Origin of the sequence: Streptomyces sp. NPDC003038 (assembly GCF_040611115.1) — a bacterium.
In the GTDB taxonomy this organism is placed as follows: domain Bacteria; phylum Actinomycetota; class Actinomycetes; order Streptomycetales; family Streptomycetaceae; genus Streptomyces.
Genome location: NZ_JBEXNN010000057.1, coordinates 1 through 16,653 on the forward strand (window position 1 = coordinate 1; position 16,653 = coordinate 16,653).

A 16,653-nucleotide genomic window follows, 5' to 3' on the forward strand; every position below is an offset into this window, starting at 1 on the left:
GCCCCGGCACCGTTGACACGGTGCCGGGGCCGGCCGCGTTCGCGGGCGGGCCCGCGGGGCTAGGGGGTCGGGGTCGGGGTGGACGGAGGGGCGGTGATCTTGAGTTCGAGGATCAGGACCACGTTCTGCGGGGTGATCAGGCGCAGGTGGTACGTGCCCGGCGCCGCGTCCGTGGTGAAGAGCTCCGGTACGGCGATCTTGCCATCGGCGCCCGTCGCGGCCAGCTGCTGCGAGGTGAGCTTCTTGCCGTCCTCGTCCTTGAAGTACGGGCCCTTCGCGGTCGCCGGGTCCACCGGGACCCACTTCCCGGACACGTCCTTCTCCACCAGGGCCGCAGTGGTCCGCGTACCCGCGACCGGCTTGCCCTCGGCCGTGGCGAGGACCTCGATGCCCTTGATGCTCGTACCGGCGACGGCCTCCAGCGGCGCCGTACCACCCGTGCGGTCCAGCAGGTCCGCGAGCGGGACCGGCTTCGGCGTGACCTTGCCGGCGAACTTCACCATGAGGGAGGTCACGTGGTCGTAGGCCGCGGCCCGCACCGAGAAGGTGCCGGCCGCGGCGCCCGCCTTGAGGCCGGGCGCGGACGCGATGCCGTCGGCGCCCGTCTTGGCCACGAGGGACTTCGCCGAGGACGGCCCGAAGGCGGTGCCGCCGGTCGTGTCGTCCTCGATCGCGAAGATCACTTCCTGGCCGGCCGCGGGCTTGCCGTCGCTGAGCACCACCTTGACCCGCGGAACCTCCGCGAAGGCAGCCCCGGCCTCGGCCGTGAGGGCGGAACCGCCGAGCATCTCCAGCTTGGCCAGGCGCGGCGCGGCCGGCGGGGTCGGCTTCTCCGGCTCGGCCGGGGGCTTCGTCGGGGGTGTGGCGGGCGGGGTGGTGGGAGGGGTCGTCGGCTTCGTCTGCTTCGGCGGGACCGTCGCGGCCGGCCGCGGCGTGGGCAGGGTGCCCGGCGACGGGGTCGGGTACTCGCCGGCGGGCGGGTTCGGCACCTCGGCGGCGCCGCCGTTCTGGTACTGCCGCATGTAGCCGAGCACGGTGTTCACGTACTCGCGCGAGTTGTTGTAGCTCAGGATCGCGGAGTCGAGCTTGCCCGAGTCCGAGAGGTCGCGGTCGCCCGCGCACAGGTAGAGACCCGCACCCAGCGCCGCGTCGTAGATGTTGTTCGGGTCGCGCTTGGCGTCGCCGTTGCCGTCGGCGCCCCAGGTGGCCCAGGTGGAGGGGATGAACTGCATCGGGCCGATCGCCCGGTCGTACTCGGTGTCCGCGTCCCACTCGCCCTTGTCGGTGTCGCGGATCTCGGCGAAGCCGTTGCCGTCGAGGCGGGGGCCGCGGATCGGCTTCTCGGTGTAGCCGTCGGCCTTGAGCCCGTAGCCGGAGGCGTGCACGGACTCGACCCTGCCTATGCCCGCGAGCAGCTGCCAGGGCAGCTTGCAGCCGGGGAGCGCGGCGGCCACCGACAACTCGGCGCGGTGGTAGGCGTCGAGGGCGGTGGCGGGTATCCCGGTGGCTCCCTCCCCCTCGGGCGCACCGGCCGCCGGAGGCACCACCGGGTCGGCGACGGTCCCGGGCACGTCCAGCCGGGCGTCACCGCGGTCGGTGGCCTGGGGGCTGTCCGGGGTCGGCTCGGACTCACCCGCGTCGGCGGTCGACGGATTGGTCACGACCGCGGCAGTGGTCAGGCTGGCCGCGAGCGCGGCCGTGCACAGGACCTTGCGCGAGGTGTTGACGAGGTGACGGTGAAGCGGCTTCACAGTGCGGCGATCCCCCCAAGGAGCCGTCAAGGTATACGGCCGGACCGGCCGCGAATATTCTGTCTATCAGGTATTCGGAAACGACTCGCCGTCGCCCCGGGAGATGTGACACACCATTCCTCTCGGCTTCACCAGACCCTCACGACAGGCCGCACCGGGCCCCCGGGCCCTCGCCCGAATCAGCCCACTGCCCGGCGTTTTCCACCGGTCCACTCCCTACGCGGGCCTTTGTACCGACCATCTCCCCCCGCACCCGCCGCTCATGACTGTGCGATGGGTCAGGTCTCACCGTGTGCCCGGCCGACCTCCGCCCAGACCGTCTTGCCCGGCTCCCGGGCCGCCACCCCCCACTCCCGGGCCACGGCCGCCACCACCAGCAGCCCCCGCCCGCCCTCCGCCGACCACGGATCGACCGGCCCCGGCTCCGCCGGTGGCCCCTTGTCTCCCCGGGTATCGCTCACCAACACCCGCACGTTCTCCCGTCCGTCGTAGTCCAGCCGCAGCTCGAAGTCCCGCCCGGCCACCCGCCCGTGCAGCACGGCGTTGGCCGCCAGCTCCGCGACCACGAGCCCGACGTCGTCGGAGAGCCCGCAGCCGTACGGCACCCCCCAGAACGCCAGCTGCGACTGCGCGAGCAGCCGGGCGAGCCGGGCCCCGCCGCGCGTCGAGCTGAACCGCTGCCGGAAGGCCTGCGCCATGTCACTGATTTCGGTTGTCACCTCACCGAGCGTGGCGACAGCGCCGTACGCTTTCCAGTGGCGGCGGCGCTACGAGGATCGCGCGTAGGGATGTGGGCCTGCTCATGTACGGCCCGTACGGACAAGGGCGGTTCAGCCGATGAACGACCTGTCAGATCGCGAAGAACGACCAGAACGCCCGGTGGAGGCGGACGGAACGGCACACCTGTTCCGCGCCCTGGGCAAACAGATCAAGATCCTCCGTGAGGCGGCGGGTCTGCACCAGAAGAGACTCGCGGCCCTCCTCCACGTCGGCGAGGACCTGATCGGCGCGATCGAGCGCGGCGTCCGCACCCCGCAGCCGGACCTCCTGGAACGGGCGGACGACGTACTGGGCGCGCGCGGCGTGCTGAAGGCGGCGATCCCGGAGGTGAAGGAGGCGCTGAAGAAGGCACGGACGCGGCATCCGGACTGGTTCCGGAGTTACGCGGAGGCGGAGGCCGTCACCCAAGCCGTGCACGAGTACGGACACCAGGGCGTGCCGGGCCTGTTGCAGACGGAGCGCCACGCGCGCGAAGTCTTCACGCAGCGCCGCCCCCTGCTGGACGAGGCGACGATCGAGAAGCGGGTGCAGGACCGGCTGTCCCGTCAGCAGATCTTCGAGCGCTGGCCCTCTCCCACCTTCAGCTTCGTCCTGGATCACAGCCTGTTGGAACGCGAGGTGGGCGGCCCGGACATACACCGCGAACAGCTCCAACGCTTCCTGGACGTCGGCCGGTTGCGCACGGTGGAGCTCCAGGTAATGCCGTACAAGCGCGGTGCGCACGCCGCCATGGGCGGCTCGTTCACCCTTCTCCATCCCAAGGGACGTCAGCAGATCGCCTACCACGAGGCGTACGGCCGCCCCCACCTCATCACCGACCCCGATCAGGTACGCATCATGGCCGAGCGCTGTGGGATCATCCGGGCACAGGCGCTCGCGCCCCACGAGTCCCTCGCCTTGATCGAGAAGATGCTGGGAGAAGCACGATGAACACCATTGACCTGGACTGGTTCAAGAGCAGCTACAGCGACGGCGAGGGTGGCAACTGCGTCGAAGTCGCGCTCGACTGGCGGAAGTCGAGCTACAGCGGCGGCGAAGGCGGCCAGTGCGTCGAGGTGGCCCCCTGCGCCGCCGCCGTTCACATCCGGGACTCCAAGGTGACGGCCGGCCCCGAGCTGGCGGTTGCCCCCGCCAGCTGGAGCGCTTTCCTGGGCGGGATCACGGCGGGCTCCTGACCTGGAGGGCATCAGAGTCGCGTATGGGGGTTTCCCGTCAGTCCCATCGTCTCTCCGTGTCGTGCCGGTCCCTCAAGGGCGCTCCTCCTCGTTCCTCGTCGTCGCGTCGCTGCGCGACGGCCTGCGGCCGCCCTTGACCGACCGTCCCGCCCCGGACATACGAGGACTGTCAGGAAGCCCCCAAAAGAACGGTCACGGGGGATGGACAGGGATACGGGGTCATCAGGGATCAGCGGGCGCGGTTCCCCAGGGGGCGATCCCGAGACGGGCCCACCTGCATCAGAACCCGGGTCGGGCCTCCCCCTATCCGGCAGGCCTCGGCCAGACCGAGGCGGCGGCAGACCCGACGGCCGGCGCGTCAGATCGCTACACGGTTCTCACGGCTCAGCGACCGACGGCCGTCTGGGGCTGGGCATAAGCCGCCCACGATCACTGCGGCCTGCCCATGGACGGCGTCCGACGGTTGAGTGGGACCGGACATAAGCTTCCATGGCCTCTACTCGTTCCTCAATGCGGCAGACAGCGGGTATGTCGACGTGGACTGCCGTCAGGGCGCCGGCCCGACCGAAAAGCCGAGCATTTGCCCCAATTACACGGTTCGACCGGCACTTCTCCCAGCCGATGGGGCCGTAACGGAGCTACACGTCGGCACAGCCGACGTAGCACCCCTCCCAGTCCCAGCAAGGCTCTTCTGCGCGCTTGAATGGCAACGAACCACCTGCGGGCGCCTGCTGGAGAAGCGCCCATCACTCGTGGGCGGCTTATGTCCAGCCCAACACGGCCCTCGGTCGCCGTCCAAGGGCAGGGCGCAGCGACTGTGGGCGGCTTATGTCCAGCCCAAGACGGCTGGCGGTCGCTGAGACATGAGAAGCGTGTAGCGATCTGACGCGCCTACCCGCCCTGACCTCCGGCCGTCTCGGTCTGGGCGAGGCCTGCCGGATAGGGGAGGCCCGACCCGGGTTCTGATGCACATGGGCCCGTCTCGGGATCGTGCCAGGGAACCGGCCCGTCCCTCTCTGATGCTCCCCGGTTGGCAAGGCTCCCCCGTGACCGTTCTTTTGGGGGCTTCCCGACAGTCCTCGTATGTCCGGGGCGGGACGGTCGGTCAAGGGCGGCCGTAGGCCGTCGCGCAGCGACGCGACGACGAGGAACGAGGAGGAGCGCCCTTGACGGGCCGGCACGACACGGAGAGACGATGGGACTGACGGGAAACCCCCAAGACATCCCTGATCCCGCCCGACACGGACCCCGCCCCCCGAAGCCCCCGCCCCAGCTCCGTCCCACCGGTGGCCGGGTCCCGCCCCCCGAAGCCCCCGCCCTGCCCCGCCCCCCTCACCCCCCGTACAGCGCGTCGATCTCCGCCGCGTACCGCTCCGCCACCGCCCTGCGGCGGAGTTTCAGGGTCGGGGTCAGGGTGCCCGCGGCGATCGTGAAGTCCTCCGGGAGGATGTGGAAGGCCCGGATGCGGGCCGGGCGGGCGACCGTGGCGTTGGCCTCCGTCACCGCCGCCTCGACCAGGGCGTGGACCGCCGGGTGGGTGGACGGGGAGGGGCCCAGGTCGAGGGACTCGCGGGTGGCCCAGGCCGCGATCTCCTCCTCGTCGAGGGTGATGAGGGCGACCGGGTGCGGGCGGTGGTCGCCGATCATGACCGCGCGGGAGACGTAGCGCGAGCCCTGGACGGCGAATTCGAGCTCCGTCGGGGTGATGTTCTTCCCCGCCGAGGTGATGATCAGTTCCTTCTTGCGGCCGGTGATGTGGAGGTAGCCGTCGCCGTCCAGTCTCCCGAGGTCGCCTGTGTGGAGCCAGCCCTCCGGATCCAGGGTCTCCCGGGTGGCAGCGGCGTTCGCGTGGTAGCCCGGGAAGACCATCGGCCCCCGGGCCAGGATCTCGCCGTCCTCCGCGATCCGGACCTCGCAGCCGTCGATGGGCCGGCCCACCGTCCCGTACCGGACGGCTCCCGGGTGGTTGAGGCTGATCACGCCGCCGGACTCCGTCATTCCGTACCCCTCGTACACCGCGATCCCGCAGGCCCGCAGGAAGTCCAGGGTCGCCGGGGCGATCGGGGCGCCCCCGGTGAGCGCCCACTTCAGCCGCCCTCCGAAGGCGCTGCGGACCAGGGAGTACAGGGTCTGCTCGGCCGCCTCGTGCTGCGGCCGCAGGGACTCCGGCAGGCGTCCCTCCGCTGCCAGCACGCCCAGCCGTACGGCCTCCTCGAAGCGCTCGCGGCCACCCTCCTGGGACTCGGCGAGCGCGAGCACCACCGCGTGGAGCTTCTCGAACAGGCTTGGCACGGACGGCAGGTGGGTCGGCCGGGCGGCGGCCAGTTCCGAGACCACGTCCTCGATCCTGCCGCCGAAGTAGCACAGCTCCCCGCCCTCCAGCAGCGTCGTGAACTCGATCAGCTGGGCCAGCAGGTGTGCCAGCGGCAGGTAGAGGTACGTCGAGTCCCCCGGTCCGCCCCGGATCAGCGGGAGGGTGGCGTCCTGGATCGCGCCCAGGTTGCCGTGGGTGAGGCGGCAGCCCTTCGGCAGACCGGTCGTGCCCGAGGTGTAGACGATCGACGCGTCCGCCTCCGGGGTGACGGCCGCCGCCCGGGCGAGGAGTTCGGACTCCGGCGCGAGGTCGAGACCGGGGTCGAGGCCGCAGAGGGCGTCCATGCCCACCACCGCGCGCAGCGCCGGCAGTTTGCCCCGCAGGGCCTCCACCCGCCCCGCCTGCGCCGCGTCGTCGCAGACCACGACGACCGCCTCCGAGTCCGACAGGACCCAGGCGAGTTCCTCCTCCCCCGCCGTCGGGTAGACCGGTACGAGGACCGCGCCCGCCGCCAGGACCCCGAAGTGGGTGTACGTCCACGCCGGGCGGGTCTCGGCCAGTACCGCCACCCGCTCGCCCGCCGCGACGCCCAGACCGAGCAGGGCGCGCCCGACGGCCCGTACGTCCGCGCCCAGTTCTCCGTACGTACGGGTCTGCCAGCCTCCGTCGGCGGCGCGGAACCTGAGCGCCGTCTCCCGCCCGTACCTCTCTTCGGTCCACTGGGTGAACTCCGCCAGCGTGCTCGGCCGACCGTTCATCGCATGCCCTCCGGGATGGGTGACGGGGTGGGTGACGGGCTGGTACCGGACCGGCGCCGGCCTGGTGACCCCCGACGCTAGGCACCGCCCACCTCCTGCGGCATGACCGGAAGCGTCACCCCCGCTGACCGCAGCGCTCATTGGGGCTACCGTCGGAGCCATGGGGAGGCGGACGATCACCGTGCACCACGTACGCGCCGTGCTCGCGGGGGCCCGCGGCAGCGGTATCGACACCGTGCCGCTGCTCCAGCAGGCGCAGATCCCGCCGCTGCTGCTGGGCGACGACCGGGCGCGGATCACGCCCGCGCAGTTCGCCCGCCTGTTCCGGGCGCTGTACCGGACCACGCAGGACGAGTTCCTCGGCCTGAGCACCGTCCCGAGCCGCCCCGGCACCTTCGCCATGATGTGTTACGCCTCGCTCGGCTGCCGGGACCTGGGCGCGGCCACGGAGCGCGCGGCCGCCTTCTACGGGCTGTTCCCCGGCGGGCCCGAGCTCGCGCTCGAAGTGTCGGGCGCCGAGGCGCGGTTCACCGTCCGCAACGATTTCGCCCGTGACGAGGAGCGTTTCCTCACCGAGTGCGTGCTCGCGATCTGGCACCGGCTGAGCAGCTGGCTGATCGGGAGGCGCATCCCGCTCGCGTACGCCGCCTTCTCCTATCCGCCGCCGCCGCACAAGGACGAGTACGAGGCCCTCTTCGACTGCCCGGTCCGCTTCGGGGAGGACCGTACGGGCGCCGCCTTCGACGCGCACTGGCTGACCGCGCCGCTCGTACGGGACGAGCCCGCGCTCGACGCGATGCTGCGCCGCGCCCCCTTCGACCTGCTGTCCCGGCCGGAGTACGGGACGACGGTCGCGGAGCAGGTACGCCGGGCCCTGACGCAGCAGCTGCGCGGCTCACCGCGGCTGCCGGCGCTCGGGGAGGTGGCGGCGCGGCTGGCCGTGTCCCCGGCGACGCTGCGGCGCCGGCTCCAGCAGGAGGGGACCTCCTTCCAGCAGCTCAAGGACCATGTGCGGCGGGACGCGGCGATCGCGGGCCTGGCGGAGAGCGGGGAGCCGATCGCGGAACTCGCCGCCCGGCTCGGCTTCTCGGAGGACACCGCTTTCCACCGAGCGTTCCGACGCTGGACGGGGACGACGCCGGGTGCCTACCGCCATCTGCGACCCGGCCCGGTCAACGGCGGGACCGGGGGGTGAAGAGGGCCGCCGGCGCGGAGAGGAGCACACCGGGCAGGCCCAGGGCGGCGAGGCCGAGCGTGGCCAGGGGGATCCGCCCGTCTGGTCACGGTGGTTGAACGGGCGTCACATCCCTGGCCGCGCGGTGTCCTTGGCAGCCGATCGCCCCGCCTGCGCGTCGCGCGTTCGTACCGCACCGGCGCGCCGCCCGGCAAGGGTGCGACCCGGGGCCAGTAAAGGTGAGCTGCACGGTCAGCGACCTTCCTACCGGTCGGTCACTACCTTCACCTCACCTAGCCCCGCACGAGCTGTTGGGAGAGCCGCCATGCACTTCCGAAACCCCCCGCGCGTCCGCAGCACCGCCCTCACCGCCCTCACCGCCCTGGCTGCCCTGGCCGCCTTGGCCGTCTCGGCCGGGATCCCCGCCTCCGCTGCCACCACTGTCGACGCCGTCGACTCCGGTACCCCGACTCAGGCCGCCCGCCCCGGCGAGGTCGTCAGCAGCGCACCCTCCGCCTTCCACCCGCTGCCCGGCCAGCCGACCAACACCAAGGCCTGGAAGATCCACTACCGCTCCACCACCGCCGACGGCGCCCCGAACATCGTCTCCGGCACCGTCATCGTCCCGCAGGACGGCCGCACCGGCCCGCGCCCCCTCATCACGTACGCCGTCGGCACGGTCGGCATGGGCGACTCCTGCGCGCCGAGCAACAACCTCCCGTACGGGACGGCCATGGAGGCCAACCTCATCCAGCAGCTCACCCTGCGCGGCTGGGCCGTCGTCGTCACCGACTACGAGGGCCTGGGCACCCCGGGCGTCCACACCTACACCGTCGGCCCCTCCGCCGGCCACGCCGTCCTCGACGCGGCGCGCGCCGCCCAGCGCCTGCCCGAGGCGGGGCTGTCGGCGACCGGCCCGGTCGGCATCATGGGCTACTCCCAGGGCGGCCAGGCCAGCAGCTGGGCCGCCGAGCTGCACGGCTCGTACGCTCCGGAACTGGCGGTGAAGGGCACGGCGACCGGTGGTGTCCCCGGCGACCTCGTCAAGGTGGCCGACTTCAACAACGGCTCCTACGGCTCGGGCCTCATCTTCATGGCGGCGGCCGGACAGGACGCGGCCTTCCCCGAGTTGGACCTGAACTCCTACCTCAACCCGGCCGGCAAGCTGCTGATCGCGGGAATGAAGGAGAACTGCGTGGCGATCGACGCCATCGCCGGTTCCTTCAAGCGGATCTCCGACCTGACGACTAAGGACCCGCTCGCCCAGCCCGACTGGCAGGCACGGCTGAACCAGAGCAGGCTCGGGCGGACGGCACCGGCGGCGCCGGTGTACCAGTACCACGCGCTCGCGGACGAGCTGATCCCGTACGGGGTGGGCCGCCAGCTGCGCTCCGAGTGGTGCGCGAAGGGCGCCAACGTCGAATTCGACACCATCTGGGTCGGTGAGCACGTCAGTGGCGTGATCACCCAGTCGGTGGCGGTCGGGAACTGGCTGGCGGACCGCTTCGCAGGGCGGCCGGCGCACGCCAACTGCTGAACGCGGCGGCGGCGCGGCGGACTGCTGGGCGCGCGGTGCGCCGCTGGTAGCCCGCTGCCCCGCCGGTAGCCCGCTGCCCCGTCGCTTGTCCGCTGCCCCGCCGGTAGCCCCCTGCCTCGCCCCGCCGGTCACTCGTCGGCGGGGCAGGACCGCGTCCCGCCCGGCAGCCGCCCGTCGATCAGGAAGTCGGTCACGTACTCCCGTACGCAGCGCGAGGCCGAGTAGCCGGTGTGCCCGTCGCCCTTGTAGTCCAGGATCACCGCCGAGCCGAGGCGCGCCGCCGTCTCCTCCGTCCACTCGTACGGGGTCGCCGGATCGCCGCGGGTACCGACCAGCAGCATGCGCGGGGCGCCCGGGCGGTCGATCTTCCGGATGAAGTCGGTACCGGCGGGGCGGCCGTAGCAGGACAGGACCGTCATGAGCTGACGCGGCCCGAAGATCTTCGACGCCTTGAGGAACTCCTCCCGCATCTCCATCAGTTCCGCTTCGATCGCCGCCGGGCTCACCTTGTCCTTGGACCGGTCGGGGTCGTCGGCGCAGGTGACGGCGGCGAGGGCGGCTTCAACGTTGTCGGTGGGCACCGTACCGGGCCCTTTGTCCTCCTCCTGCGGCGGGCCCTGGGGACCGCCGAGTCGCAGCAGCCCGGCCGGGTCGCCATCGCGTTCGGCCTTCCCCAGCGCCGCGGCGAGCGCGGGCCACGTGCGCCGGGAGTACAGGGCGGCGCCGAGGGATTCGACCACGTCCTGCCCGGTGAGGTAGGAGCCGTCCTTGCCGACCAGCGGCTCCTCGTCGAGCCGCGTCACGAGGGCGTCGACCTTGTCCCTGGCGGTGCGGGTGTTGGTGCCGTAGACGCAGCCCGGCTGGTGGGCGCACCAGACCAGGAAGTGGTCGAGGGCGCGCTGCTGCCCGCGCGCCGATACGAGCGCCTGCTCCGCCAGCGGCTCGGTGAGGGTGTCGACGCCGTCGAGGACCATGCGGCCGGTCTTCCCGGGGAACTGGGCGGCGTACACGGCGCCGAGGCGGGTCCCGTAGGAGAAGCCGAGGTAGTTCAGCTTCTCGTCGCCGAGGACCCGGCGCATCACGTCCATGTCGCGGGAGACGTTGACGGTGCCGATGTACGGCAGGACCGGGCCGGAGGCCAGCTCGCAGCGCCTGACCACCGCGCGCACGGCGGCCAGCTGCGCCGCGGCGTCGCCGCCCACCTCGTCGCCGACCTGCTGCGAACCGCCGCAGGAGACAGGCTCGCTGTGGCCGACCCCGCGGGGGTCGAAGGCGACGAGGTCGTACCGCTCGCCGAGGTCCGCAAAGACCTTGGGGTCGGCGGCGAGGCCCGCCATGCCCGGAGCGCCGGGACCGCCGTAGTTCAGCAGCAGCGAGCCGAGGCGCTTCTTGGCGTCTGCGGCGGGGATGCGGGCGAGGGCCACGGTGACCGTGCCCTTGGCGGGGGCGGCGTAGTCGAGCGGAACCTTGACGGTCCCGCACCGCATCCCGGCGGGCACCGGCTGGTCGGGGCACTCACCCCACCGGATGCGCTGACCGTGGAACCGCTCCAGCGGATCGCCCCCAGCGGGGGTGGGGGCCGGGGCGGCGCTGAGGGACGCCAGCACCAGCGCGGCACAGGCCGTCGCGACGGTACGGGAGCGTGTACGGGAACGGGAACGGGAATGGGAGCGGGAATGGGAGCGGGAATGGTGCACTGCACCCTCCTCGGGTGATCCCCCGGACCGGCCAGCCCACGATAAGCGCGCTCCCGCGTCCCCGCCCGCCCACGCCCGCCGGCCCGCCGGCCCGTCCGCCCGCCCGCCACCGGGCCATGAGCCGCGGCCCATGGGACTCATCCGTCGCGCGGCGTCCGGTACAGCTCCTCGATCTCCCTCTCGTAGTCGCGGGCGATGGCGCCGCGCTTGAGCTTCAGGGACGGGGTCAGGTGGCCGCGCTCCTCCGTGAAGTCGCCGGGCAGGAGCGCGAAGCGGCGGATCGACTCGGCCCGCGAGACGAGCCGGTTCGCCTCGTCCACCGCCCGCTGGATGTCCGCCCGCAGTTCCTCATCGCGCACGAGCTCGCGGAGCGGAACGCCCTGCTTCTTGCGCATCTGGCGCCAGTGCAGCAGCCCGTCCGGCTCCAGCGTGATCAGCGCGGTGATGTACGGCCGGTTGTCGCCGACCACCATGCACTGCCCGACCAGAGGGTGGGCCCGCAGCCAGTCCTCCAGCGGGGCGGGGGCCACGTTCTTGCCGCCTGAGGTGATGATCAGGTCCTTCTTGCGGCCGGTGATGGTGAGGTAGCCGTCGGCGTCGAGCTGTCCTAAGTCGCCGGTGGCCAGCCAGTTCGCCTGGGGGGCGGGCTGCGCCGTGTTCCAGTACCCGGCGAAGACGTGCCGCCCCCACAGCAGCACCTCGCCGTCGTCCGCGATCCGTACGGCCGTACCGGGCAGCGGCCACCCCACCGTGCCGAGCCGGGGCCGCAGCGGCGGGGTCACGGTGCTGGCGCCCGTGGTCTCCGTCAGCCCGTAGCCCTCGAAGACCTCGATCCCGGCGCCCGTGTAGAAGGCCGCGAGGCGCCGCCCCAGTGGTGACCCGCCGCTCAGGACGTACCGGACGCGCCCGCCGAGCGCGGCCCGGATCCGCCGGTAGACGAGCGGGTCGTACAGCGCCCGCGCCAGGCGGAGGCCGAGCCCGGGGCGCTTGCCCTCGACCACCTCGCCGTAGCCGCGCGCGATGCGGGCGGCGCGGTCGAAGGAGGAGGCCCGGCCCATCTTCTCGGCGGTCGCGCGGGCGGTGTTGTAGACCTTCTCCAGGACGTACGGGATGGCCAGCAGGAAGGTCGGCCGGAAGCCGGCGAGGTCGGCGAGGAGGTCCTCCGTACGGATGCTGGGCGCGTGCCCGAGCTTGACCCGGGCGCGCAGGCAGCCGACGGCCACCATCCGGCCGAATATGTGGCTGAGCGGCAGGAAGAGGAGGGTGGAGGCCGGGTCCTTGCTGACGGACTTGAAGACGGGGTGGAGCAGTTCCACCGCGTTGTCGACCTCGGCGAAGAAGTTGGCGTGGGTGATCACGCACCCCTTGGGCTGCCCGGTGGTGCCGGAGGTGTAGACGAGGGTCGCCACGGACTCCGGCGTACGGGTGGCCAGGCGCTCGTGCACCAGCCCGTCGGGCAGGTGCTCACCGGCCTTGACCAGGCGGGCCAGCGCGCCCGTGTCGAATTCCCACAGGTGCGCCAGCCAGGGGAGGTTGACGCGTTCGGCGCTGATGACGCGCGCCTGCGCGGTGTCCTCGACGGCGCAGGCCACGGCGCCCGAGTCCTGGATGATCCAGCGGGCCTGGAGGGCGGAGGAGGTGGGGTAGATCGGCACGGTGACCAGCCCGGCGGCCCATCCAGCGAAGTCCAGCAGGGTCCATTCGTAGGTCGTACGGGCCATGATGGCGAGCCGGTCGCCCTCCCGCAGCCCCTCCGCGATCAGCCCTTTGGCGACGGCGAGCACCTCGGCCGCGAACTCGGCGGCCGTGACGTCCCGCCAGCTCCCGTCCCGCTCCTTGCGCGCGAGCACCGATTCGCCGGGGGCCTGCCGGGCGTTCTCGAACGGGATGTCCCCGAGCGAGCCCCTCACCGGCGCCCCGACCAGCGCGGGGACCCGTACCTCGCGCACGACCCCGTCGACGACGGTCTTGACGGGCTCGACGAGCTCGACGGGCTGGGCGGGCTGGACTGGCTCCACGGAATTCGGCTTGGCGTTCACGGCGCGCTCTCCTCGGTCCGACGGGAGTTACCGCCGGTAATCTACGCACCGGTAACGGCCGCTGAACACCCCCTGACCGCCCCTGCACCCGCCCTTTACGCCTCCTCTACGCCTCCCCCTTCAACCTCCGCCCACCCCGGCAGCACCGGGCGCGGCGGGCTCAGTCGGCGAGAACGGCGATGTCCATCCCGCGCAGACGGTCCCGGTCCGCGATCACCGCGATGTCGGTGATCGCGCCGTCGCTGATCGCGAAGGTCAGCACCAGGGACAGCCGCCCGAAGGGTGCCATCGCGAGCCCGACCTCTCCGTCGACCAGCGCCACCCCGGTGAAACGGGCGCGCGCCACGGCGGCCATCGCTCCCCTGGCCACGCTCTCGGCGCCGCGCACCAGGACGGGCACGGGGGAGGATACGGCCGTCGCGTCGGCCTGGAGCACCACGCCGGGATGCAGGAGGGTGAGCAGCGCCTCGAAGTCCCCGCCGCGGGTGGCCGCCAGGAAGGCCTCCACGACGCGGCGTCGGCGGGCGCGATCGGCGTCCGGCGCCGGGGCCTGCCCCCGCACCCGGCGGCGGGCGCGGCTCGCGAGCTGGCGGGCCGCGGCCGGGGTGCGCTCGATCATCGGGGCGATCTCCTCGAAGGGCACGGCGAACATGTCGTGCAGGACGAAGGCGAGCCGCTCGGCCGGCGCCAGCGTGTCGAGCACCACCAGCAGCGCCAGCCCGACCGAGTCGGCCATCAGGGCTTCCTGCTCGGGATCGACCCCTTCCACCTCGCCCGGGGCGGCGGCCGGGAGGACGGGTATCCGCACGTCGAGGGAGTCCTCGCGCCGCGACGTGCGCGTGCGCAGCATGTTCAGGCACACCCGTGACACCACGGTGGTCAGCCACCCGGTCAGGTTCTCGACGTCGCCGGTGTCGGCGCGGCTGACGCGCAGCCAGGCGTCCTGGAGGGCGTCATCGGCCTCGCTGAGCGAGCCGAGCATCCGGTAGGCCACCGCCCGCAGGTGGGTCCGGTCTTCCTCGAAGCGCTCTGCCAGCCGGTCGCGTCCGTCCACCGTGGTCACATTCCTTCGTTCGCCGGGCCGATCCGAAGTGGATCTACAAAAGCTCAGCCGAACGTACCTGGAGGGCGCCTCCGCCGGGCACCTGCGGCCCAGTTGGGCCATCGGTCGGCACGACGAGGACGAACGGTGCGGAGGTCACGCTCCCCTGGCGGACCTAGCGCTGTGACCGGGGGAAGGTGACGGGTCGCGCGCCGCGTCGGCGGCGCGGTGGTGCGTCGTAGCATCGGAACGTGGCTCAACTCCTGCGGCTCCGCCTCGACCATGCCCCCGCTCTCCTTGAGTTCGAGCAGGAGAACCGGGCGTACTTCGCCACGTCGGTTCCCGACCGCGGCGACCGCTACTTCACCCACTTCGACGCCCGGCACCTCGATCTGATCGCCGAGCAGGCGGCGGGGCTGCACTTCTTCCATGTCCTGGTCGGCAGCGGCGGTGAGGTGCTGGGGCGGGTCAACCTGGTCGATGTGGCGGACGGTTCCGCCGAGCTGGGCTACCGGATCGCCGAGCGGGCGGCCGGCCGGGGACTGGCCACGGCCGCCGTGGGCGAGGTCTGCGCCCTCGCCGCCGCCGAGTACGGCCTGACCATGCTGCGGGCCGTCACGACACTCGACAACGCCGGATCGCGCGTGGTGCTGGCCCGTACGGGATTCACGCCCGCCGGGGAACTGGAGCTGGACGGCCGCCCGGGCCTGCGCTTCGTACGGGACCTGCGGGAAGGTCCGGCCGGCCGATCGGGCACCGACTGACCGGCAAGGTGGGCAGGGGGGCAGTCGCGGCAGCGGCCGGGTTCGGGGGCGCGGAAGGCGCGGTCGCAGCCGTCGCAGGTCTGGAACGGGTCTGGCCGTCTGACCGGCGCGGCGGACGGGGCCGCGGGGAGGTGCGGCGGCATCAGCGAGTCGAGGCGGTGGGCGAGCAGAGCCGCCGGGTGGCGGAGGTCGGCGGGCAGGTTCCCGGACAGGACGCTCCGTACGGCCTCGGGCTCGGCCCCGCGCTCCAGCCAGGCCGACACGGCGGGCGCGAGCCGGTTCACGTCCCGTACGGCGAGCAGGAGCCGCGGGTCGTCGCCGCGTAGCCGGGCGAGCAGGTCGACGGCGTCCTGCCGGACCCGCGCGGCGGGCCGGTCAGCCACCCGCTCCGGCTCCGGCGCGGGCGCGGCCACCGGTACGAACTCGGGCCTGGGCTCCGGTACGGGCGCGGCGACGGGCTGCGGCGCGGCCACGGGCACGGCCTCCGCCTCCGGCTGAGGTACGGGCGCGGCCACCGGCACGTGGCCCGGGCGGTTGTAGGACACCGTGCGGGTGACCACCCGCCCGCTCGCCAGCCGTACGCGGCTGCGCTCCAGGTACCCGTACGCCTCAAGCTCCCGCAGGGCGGCGGCGATCCGTACCTCCCCCTCCCGGAACCGGTCGGTGAGCACCTTGATGCCTACCCGTGCGCCGGTGGGCAGCGACTGGATGTGGGTGGCGAGGCCGATCGCGACCAGCGACAACGCCCGGTGCTGGGCGAGGTGGTTGCCGACCACGGTGTAGTGATCGGCGTGCCGGACCTTGACGTGGACGACAGCGGATTGGGCGGTCCCGGTGCGAACACGGGACGAGGCGCGGGAAGGCGCGCAGGGGAATCCCGGGCCCGGACGGGGTCGATTACCCCGGAGGCAAGGCACGGTCCTGGACGGTCCCGCCGACGCACTGGAGAACGTACCGATCAGTAGTTTGGGCGAGTTGGGTGCACCTCGGCCCAACAGGTGCCTCCGTGACCGAAATGAGATGTCATTCCGCTTCCTGGAATCGATCACTTCACACTCTTGGTGGCGATTTTTGATCTTGTAGGGGCGGCTACTTTCAAGCCAGTGATCGCTTGCGACGTGCACGGCGGTCGAATCCTCATCCCCTGGGGGAATCTTGCCTTACCGAATAAGACCGGGCGGGCCCGTAGGGCGCGTCCGTTCGTCGTTCATGGCACCGGCTGGGCTGGGTGCCACGGCGACGGCGCTGGCTGTCGTGATGACCGTCTCGACGGTCTACGGAGCCGAGGCCGCTGTCGCCGCCCCCGCTCCCGCGGCCGGCACGGCGAAGCAGGCCAAGGAGACCGCGCAGTCTGCGGCGGACGTGCCCTCGGCGCGGGTGGCCGCGCGTCTGTACAAGCACCGCGTGGAGGCGCTCTCGGAGCGTTCCGAGACGTCGACGACGTGGGTGAACCCGGACGGGTCGCTGACCACCGAGGTCGCGGCGGGCCCGATCCGTTTCAAGGACGCTGCCACGGGCGAGTGGCGGGACGTCGATGTGAACCTCGCGGCGGCGCCGGACGGTTCGGTCGCTGCCAAGGCGCACCCGCAGGGCCTGCGTCTGTCCGGGAAGACGGGCACGAA

At 72.4% G+C, this 16,653-nt stretch carries 13 protein-coding genes; 7 read left to right on the top strand and 6 right to left on the bottom strand.

Features of this window, described 5'->3' with window-relative positions:
• Positions 1 to 59: 59 nt before the first annotated feature.
• Positions 60 to 1,751: a hypothetical protein gene (locus tag ABZX75_RS32775; protein ID WP_355417385.1), complete on the bottom strand. Its 1,692-nt coding sequence runs from the start codon at positions 1,749 to 1,751 to the stop codon at positions 60 to 62.
• Between the two features lie 278 nt (positions 1,752 to 2,029).
• A complete protein-coding gene (locus tag ABZX75_RS32780; RefSeq protein ID WP_355417421.1) occupies positions 2,030 to 2,449 on the bottom strand; it encodes an ATP-binding protein in 420 nt (139 codons plus the stop codon).
• Positions 2,450 to 2,588: 139 nt separating this feature from the next.
• Between ABZX75_RS32780 and ABZX75_RS32785 the strand changes: the two genes are divergently transcribed.
• Positions 2,589 to 3,461, top strand: a complete 873-nt coding sequence (locus ABZX75_RS32785; protein ID WP_355417388.1) for a helix-turn-helix transcriptional regulator — start codon at positions 2,589 to 2,591, stop codon at positions 3,459 to 3,461.
• Complete coding sequence (locus ABZX75_RS32790; protein WP_355417391.1) at positions 3,458 to 3,706, top strand: DUF397 domain-containing protein; 249 nt, start codon at positions 3,458 to 3,460, stop codon at positions 3,704 to 3,706. Before ABZX75_RS32785 ends, ABZX75_RS32790 begins: the two co-directional genes overlap by 4 nt.
• Before the next feature lie 1,332 nt (positions 3,707 to 5,038).
• On the opposite strand, the gene ABZX75_RS32795 is transcribed toward ABZX75_RS32790, so the two are convergent.
• Positions 5,039 to 6,778, bottom strand: a complete 1,740-nt coding sequence (locus tag ABZX75_RS32795; RefSeq protein WP_355417394.1) for an AMP-dependent synthetase/ligase — start codon at positions 6,776 to 6,778, stop codon at positions 5,039 to 5,041.
• Positions 6,779 to 6,938: 160 nt separating this feature from the next.
• Here ABZX75_RS32795 and ABZX75_RS32800 point away from each other — a divergent pair, with 160 nt between their 5' ends.
• Positions 6,939 to 7,973, top strand: a complete 1,035-nt coding sequence (locus ABZX75_RS32800; RefSeq protein ID WP_355417397.1) for an AraC family transcriptional regulator — start codon at positions 6,939 to 6,941, stop codon at positions 7,971 to 7,973.
• A gap of 304 nt (positions 7,974 to 8,277) precedes the next feature.
• On the top strand, positions 8,278 to 9,489 hold the full coding sequence (locus tag ABZX75_RS32805) for a lipase family protein (protein ID WP_355417400.1): 1,212 nt from the start codon (positions 8,278 to 8,280) through the stop codon (positions 9,487 to 9,489).
• 128 nt (positions 9,490 to 9,617) lie between these two features.
• Here ABZX75_RS32805 and ABZX75_RS32810 read toward each other — a convergent pair whose 3' ends face one another.
• The 3 genes from ABZX75_RS32810 to ABZX75_RS32820 form a co-directional block, all read right to left on the bottom strand.
• Complete coding sequence (locus ABZX75_RS32810) at positions 9,618 to 11,186, bottom strand: alpha/beta hydrolase (protein ID WP_355417403.1); 1,569 nt, start codon at positions 11,184 to 11,186, stop codon at positions 9,618 to 9,620.
• Positions 11,187 to 11,323: 137 nt separating this feature from the next.
• Positions 11,324 to 13,225 carry an AMP-dependent synthetase/ligase gene (locus tag ABZX75_RS32815; protein WP_355417406.1) on the bottom strand — a complete coding sequence of 634 codons (1,902 nt, stop codon included), beginning with the start codon at positions 13,223 to 13,225 and terminating at the stop codon, positions 11,324 to 11,326.
• Between the two features lie 160 nt (positions 13,226 to 13,385).
• On the bottom strand, positions 13,386 to 14,279 hold the full coding sequence (locus tag ABZX75_RS32820; RefSeq protein ID WP_355417409.1) for a sigma-70 family RNA polymerase sigma factor: 894 nt from the start codon (positions 14,277 to 14,279) through the stop codon (positions 13,386 to 13,388).
• Between the two features lie 239 nt (positions 14,280 to 14,518).
• Here ABZX75_RS32820 and ABZX75_RS32825 point away from each other — a divergent pair, with 239 nt between their 5' ends.
• The 3 genes from ABZX75_RS32825 to ABZX75_RS32835 all read left to right on the top strand — a co-directional run.
• Positions 14,519 to 15,031, top strand: a complete 513-nt coding sequence (locus tag ABZX75_RS32825) for a GNAT family N-acetyltransferase (protein WP_355417412.1) — start codon at positions 14,519 to 14,521, stop codon at positions 15,029 to 15,031.
• Positions 15,032 to 15,189: 158 nt separating this feature from the next.
• Positions 15,190 to 15,357 carry a hypothetical protein gene (locus ABZX75_RS32830; RefSeq protein WP_355417415.1) on the top strand — a complete coding sequence of 56 codons (168 nt, stop codon included), beginning with the start codon at positions 15,190 to 15,192 and terminating at the stop codon, positions 15,355 to 15,357.
• 931 nt (positions 15,358 to 16,288) lie between these two features.
• Positions 16,289 to 16,653: hypothetical protein (locus ABZX75_RS32835; RefSeq protein ID WP_355417418.1), on the top strand; the 365-nt coding region annotated here is incomplete at its 3' end.

Excerpts from the sequence above, each read along its gene's own strand:
- ABZX75_RS32780 (WP_355417421.1), bottom strand. The coding sequence starts at position 2,449 with ATGGCGCAGGCCTTCCGGCAGCGGTTCAGCTCGACGCGCGGCGGGGCC.
- ABZX75_RS32785 (WP_355417388.1), top strand. The coding sequence starts at position 2,589 with ATGAACGACCTGTCAGATCGCGAAGAACGACCAGAACGCCCGGTGGAG.
- ABZX75_RS32790 (WP_355417391.1), top strand. The coding sequence starts at position 3,458 with ATGAACACCATTGACCTGGACTGGTTCAAGAGCAGCTACAGCGACGGC.
- ABZX75_RS32795 (WP_355417394.1), bottom strand. The coding sequence starts at position 6,778 with ATGAACGGTCGGCCGAGCACGCTGGCGGAGTTCACCCAGTGGACCGAA.
- ABZX75_RS32800 (WP_355417397.1), top strand. The coding sequence starts at position 6,939 with ATGGGGAGGCGGACGATCACCGTGCACCACGTACGCGCCGTGCTCGCG.
- ABZX75_RS32805 (WP_355417400.1), top strand. The coding sequence starts at position 8,278 with ATGCACTTCCGAAACCCCCCGCGCGTCCGCAGCACCGCCCTCACCGCC.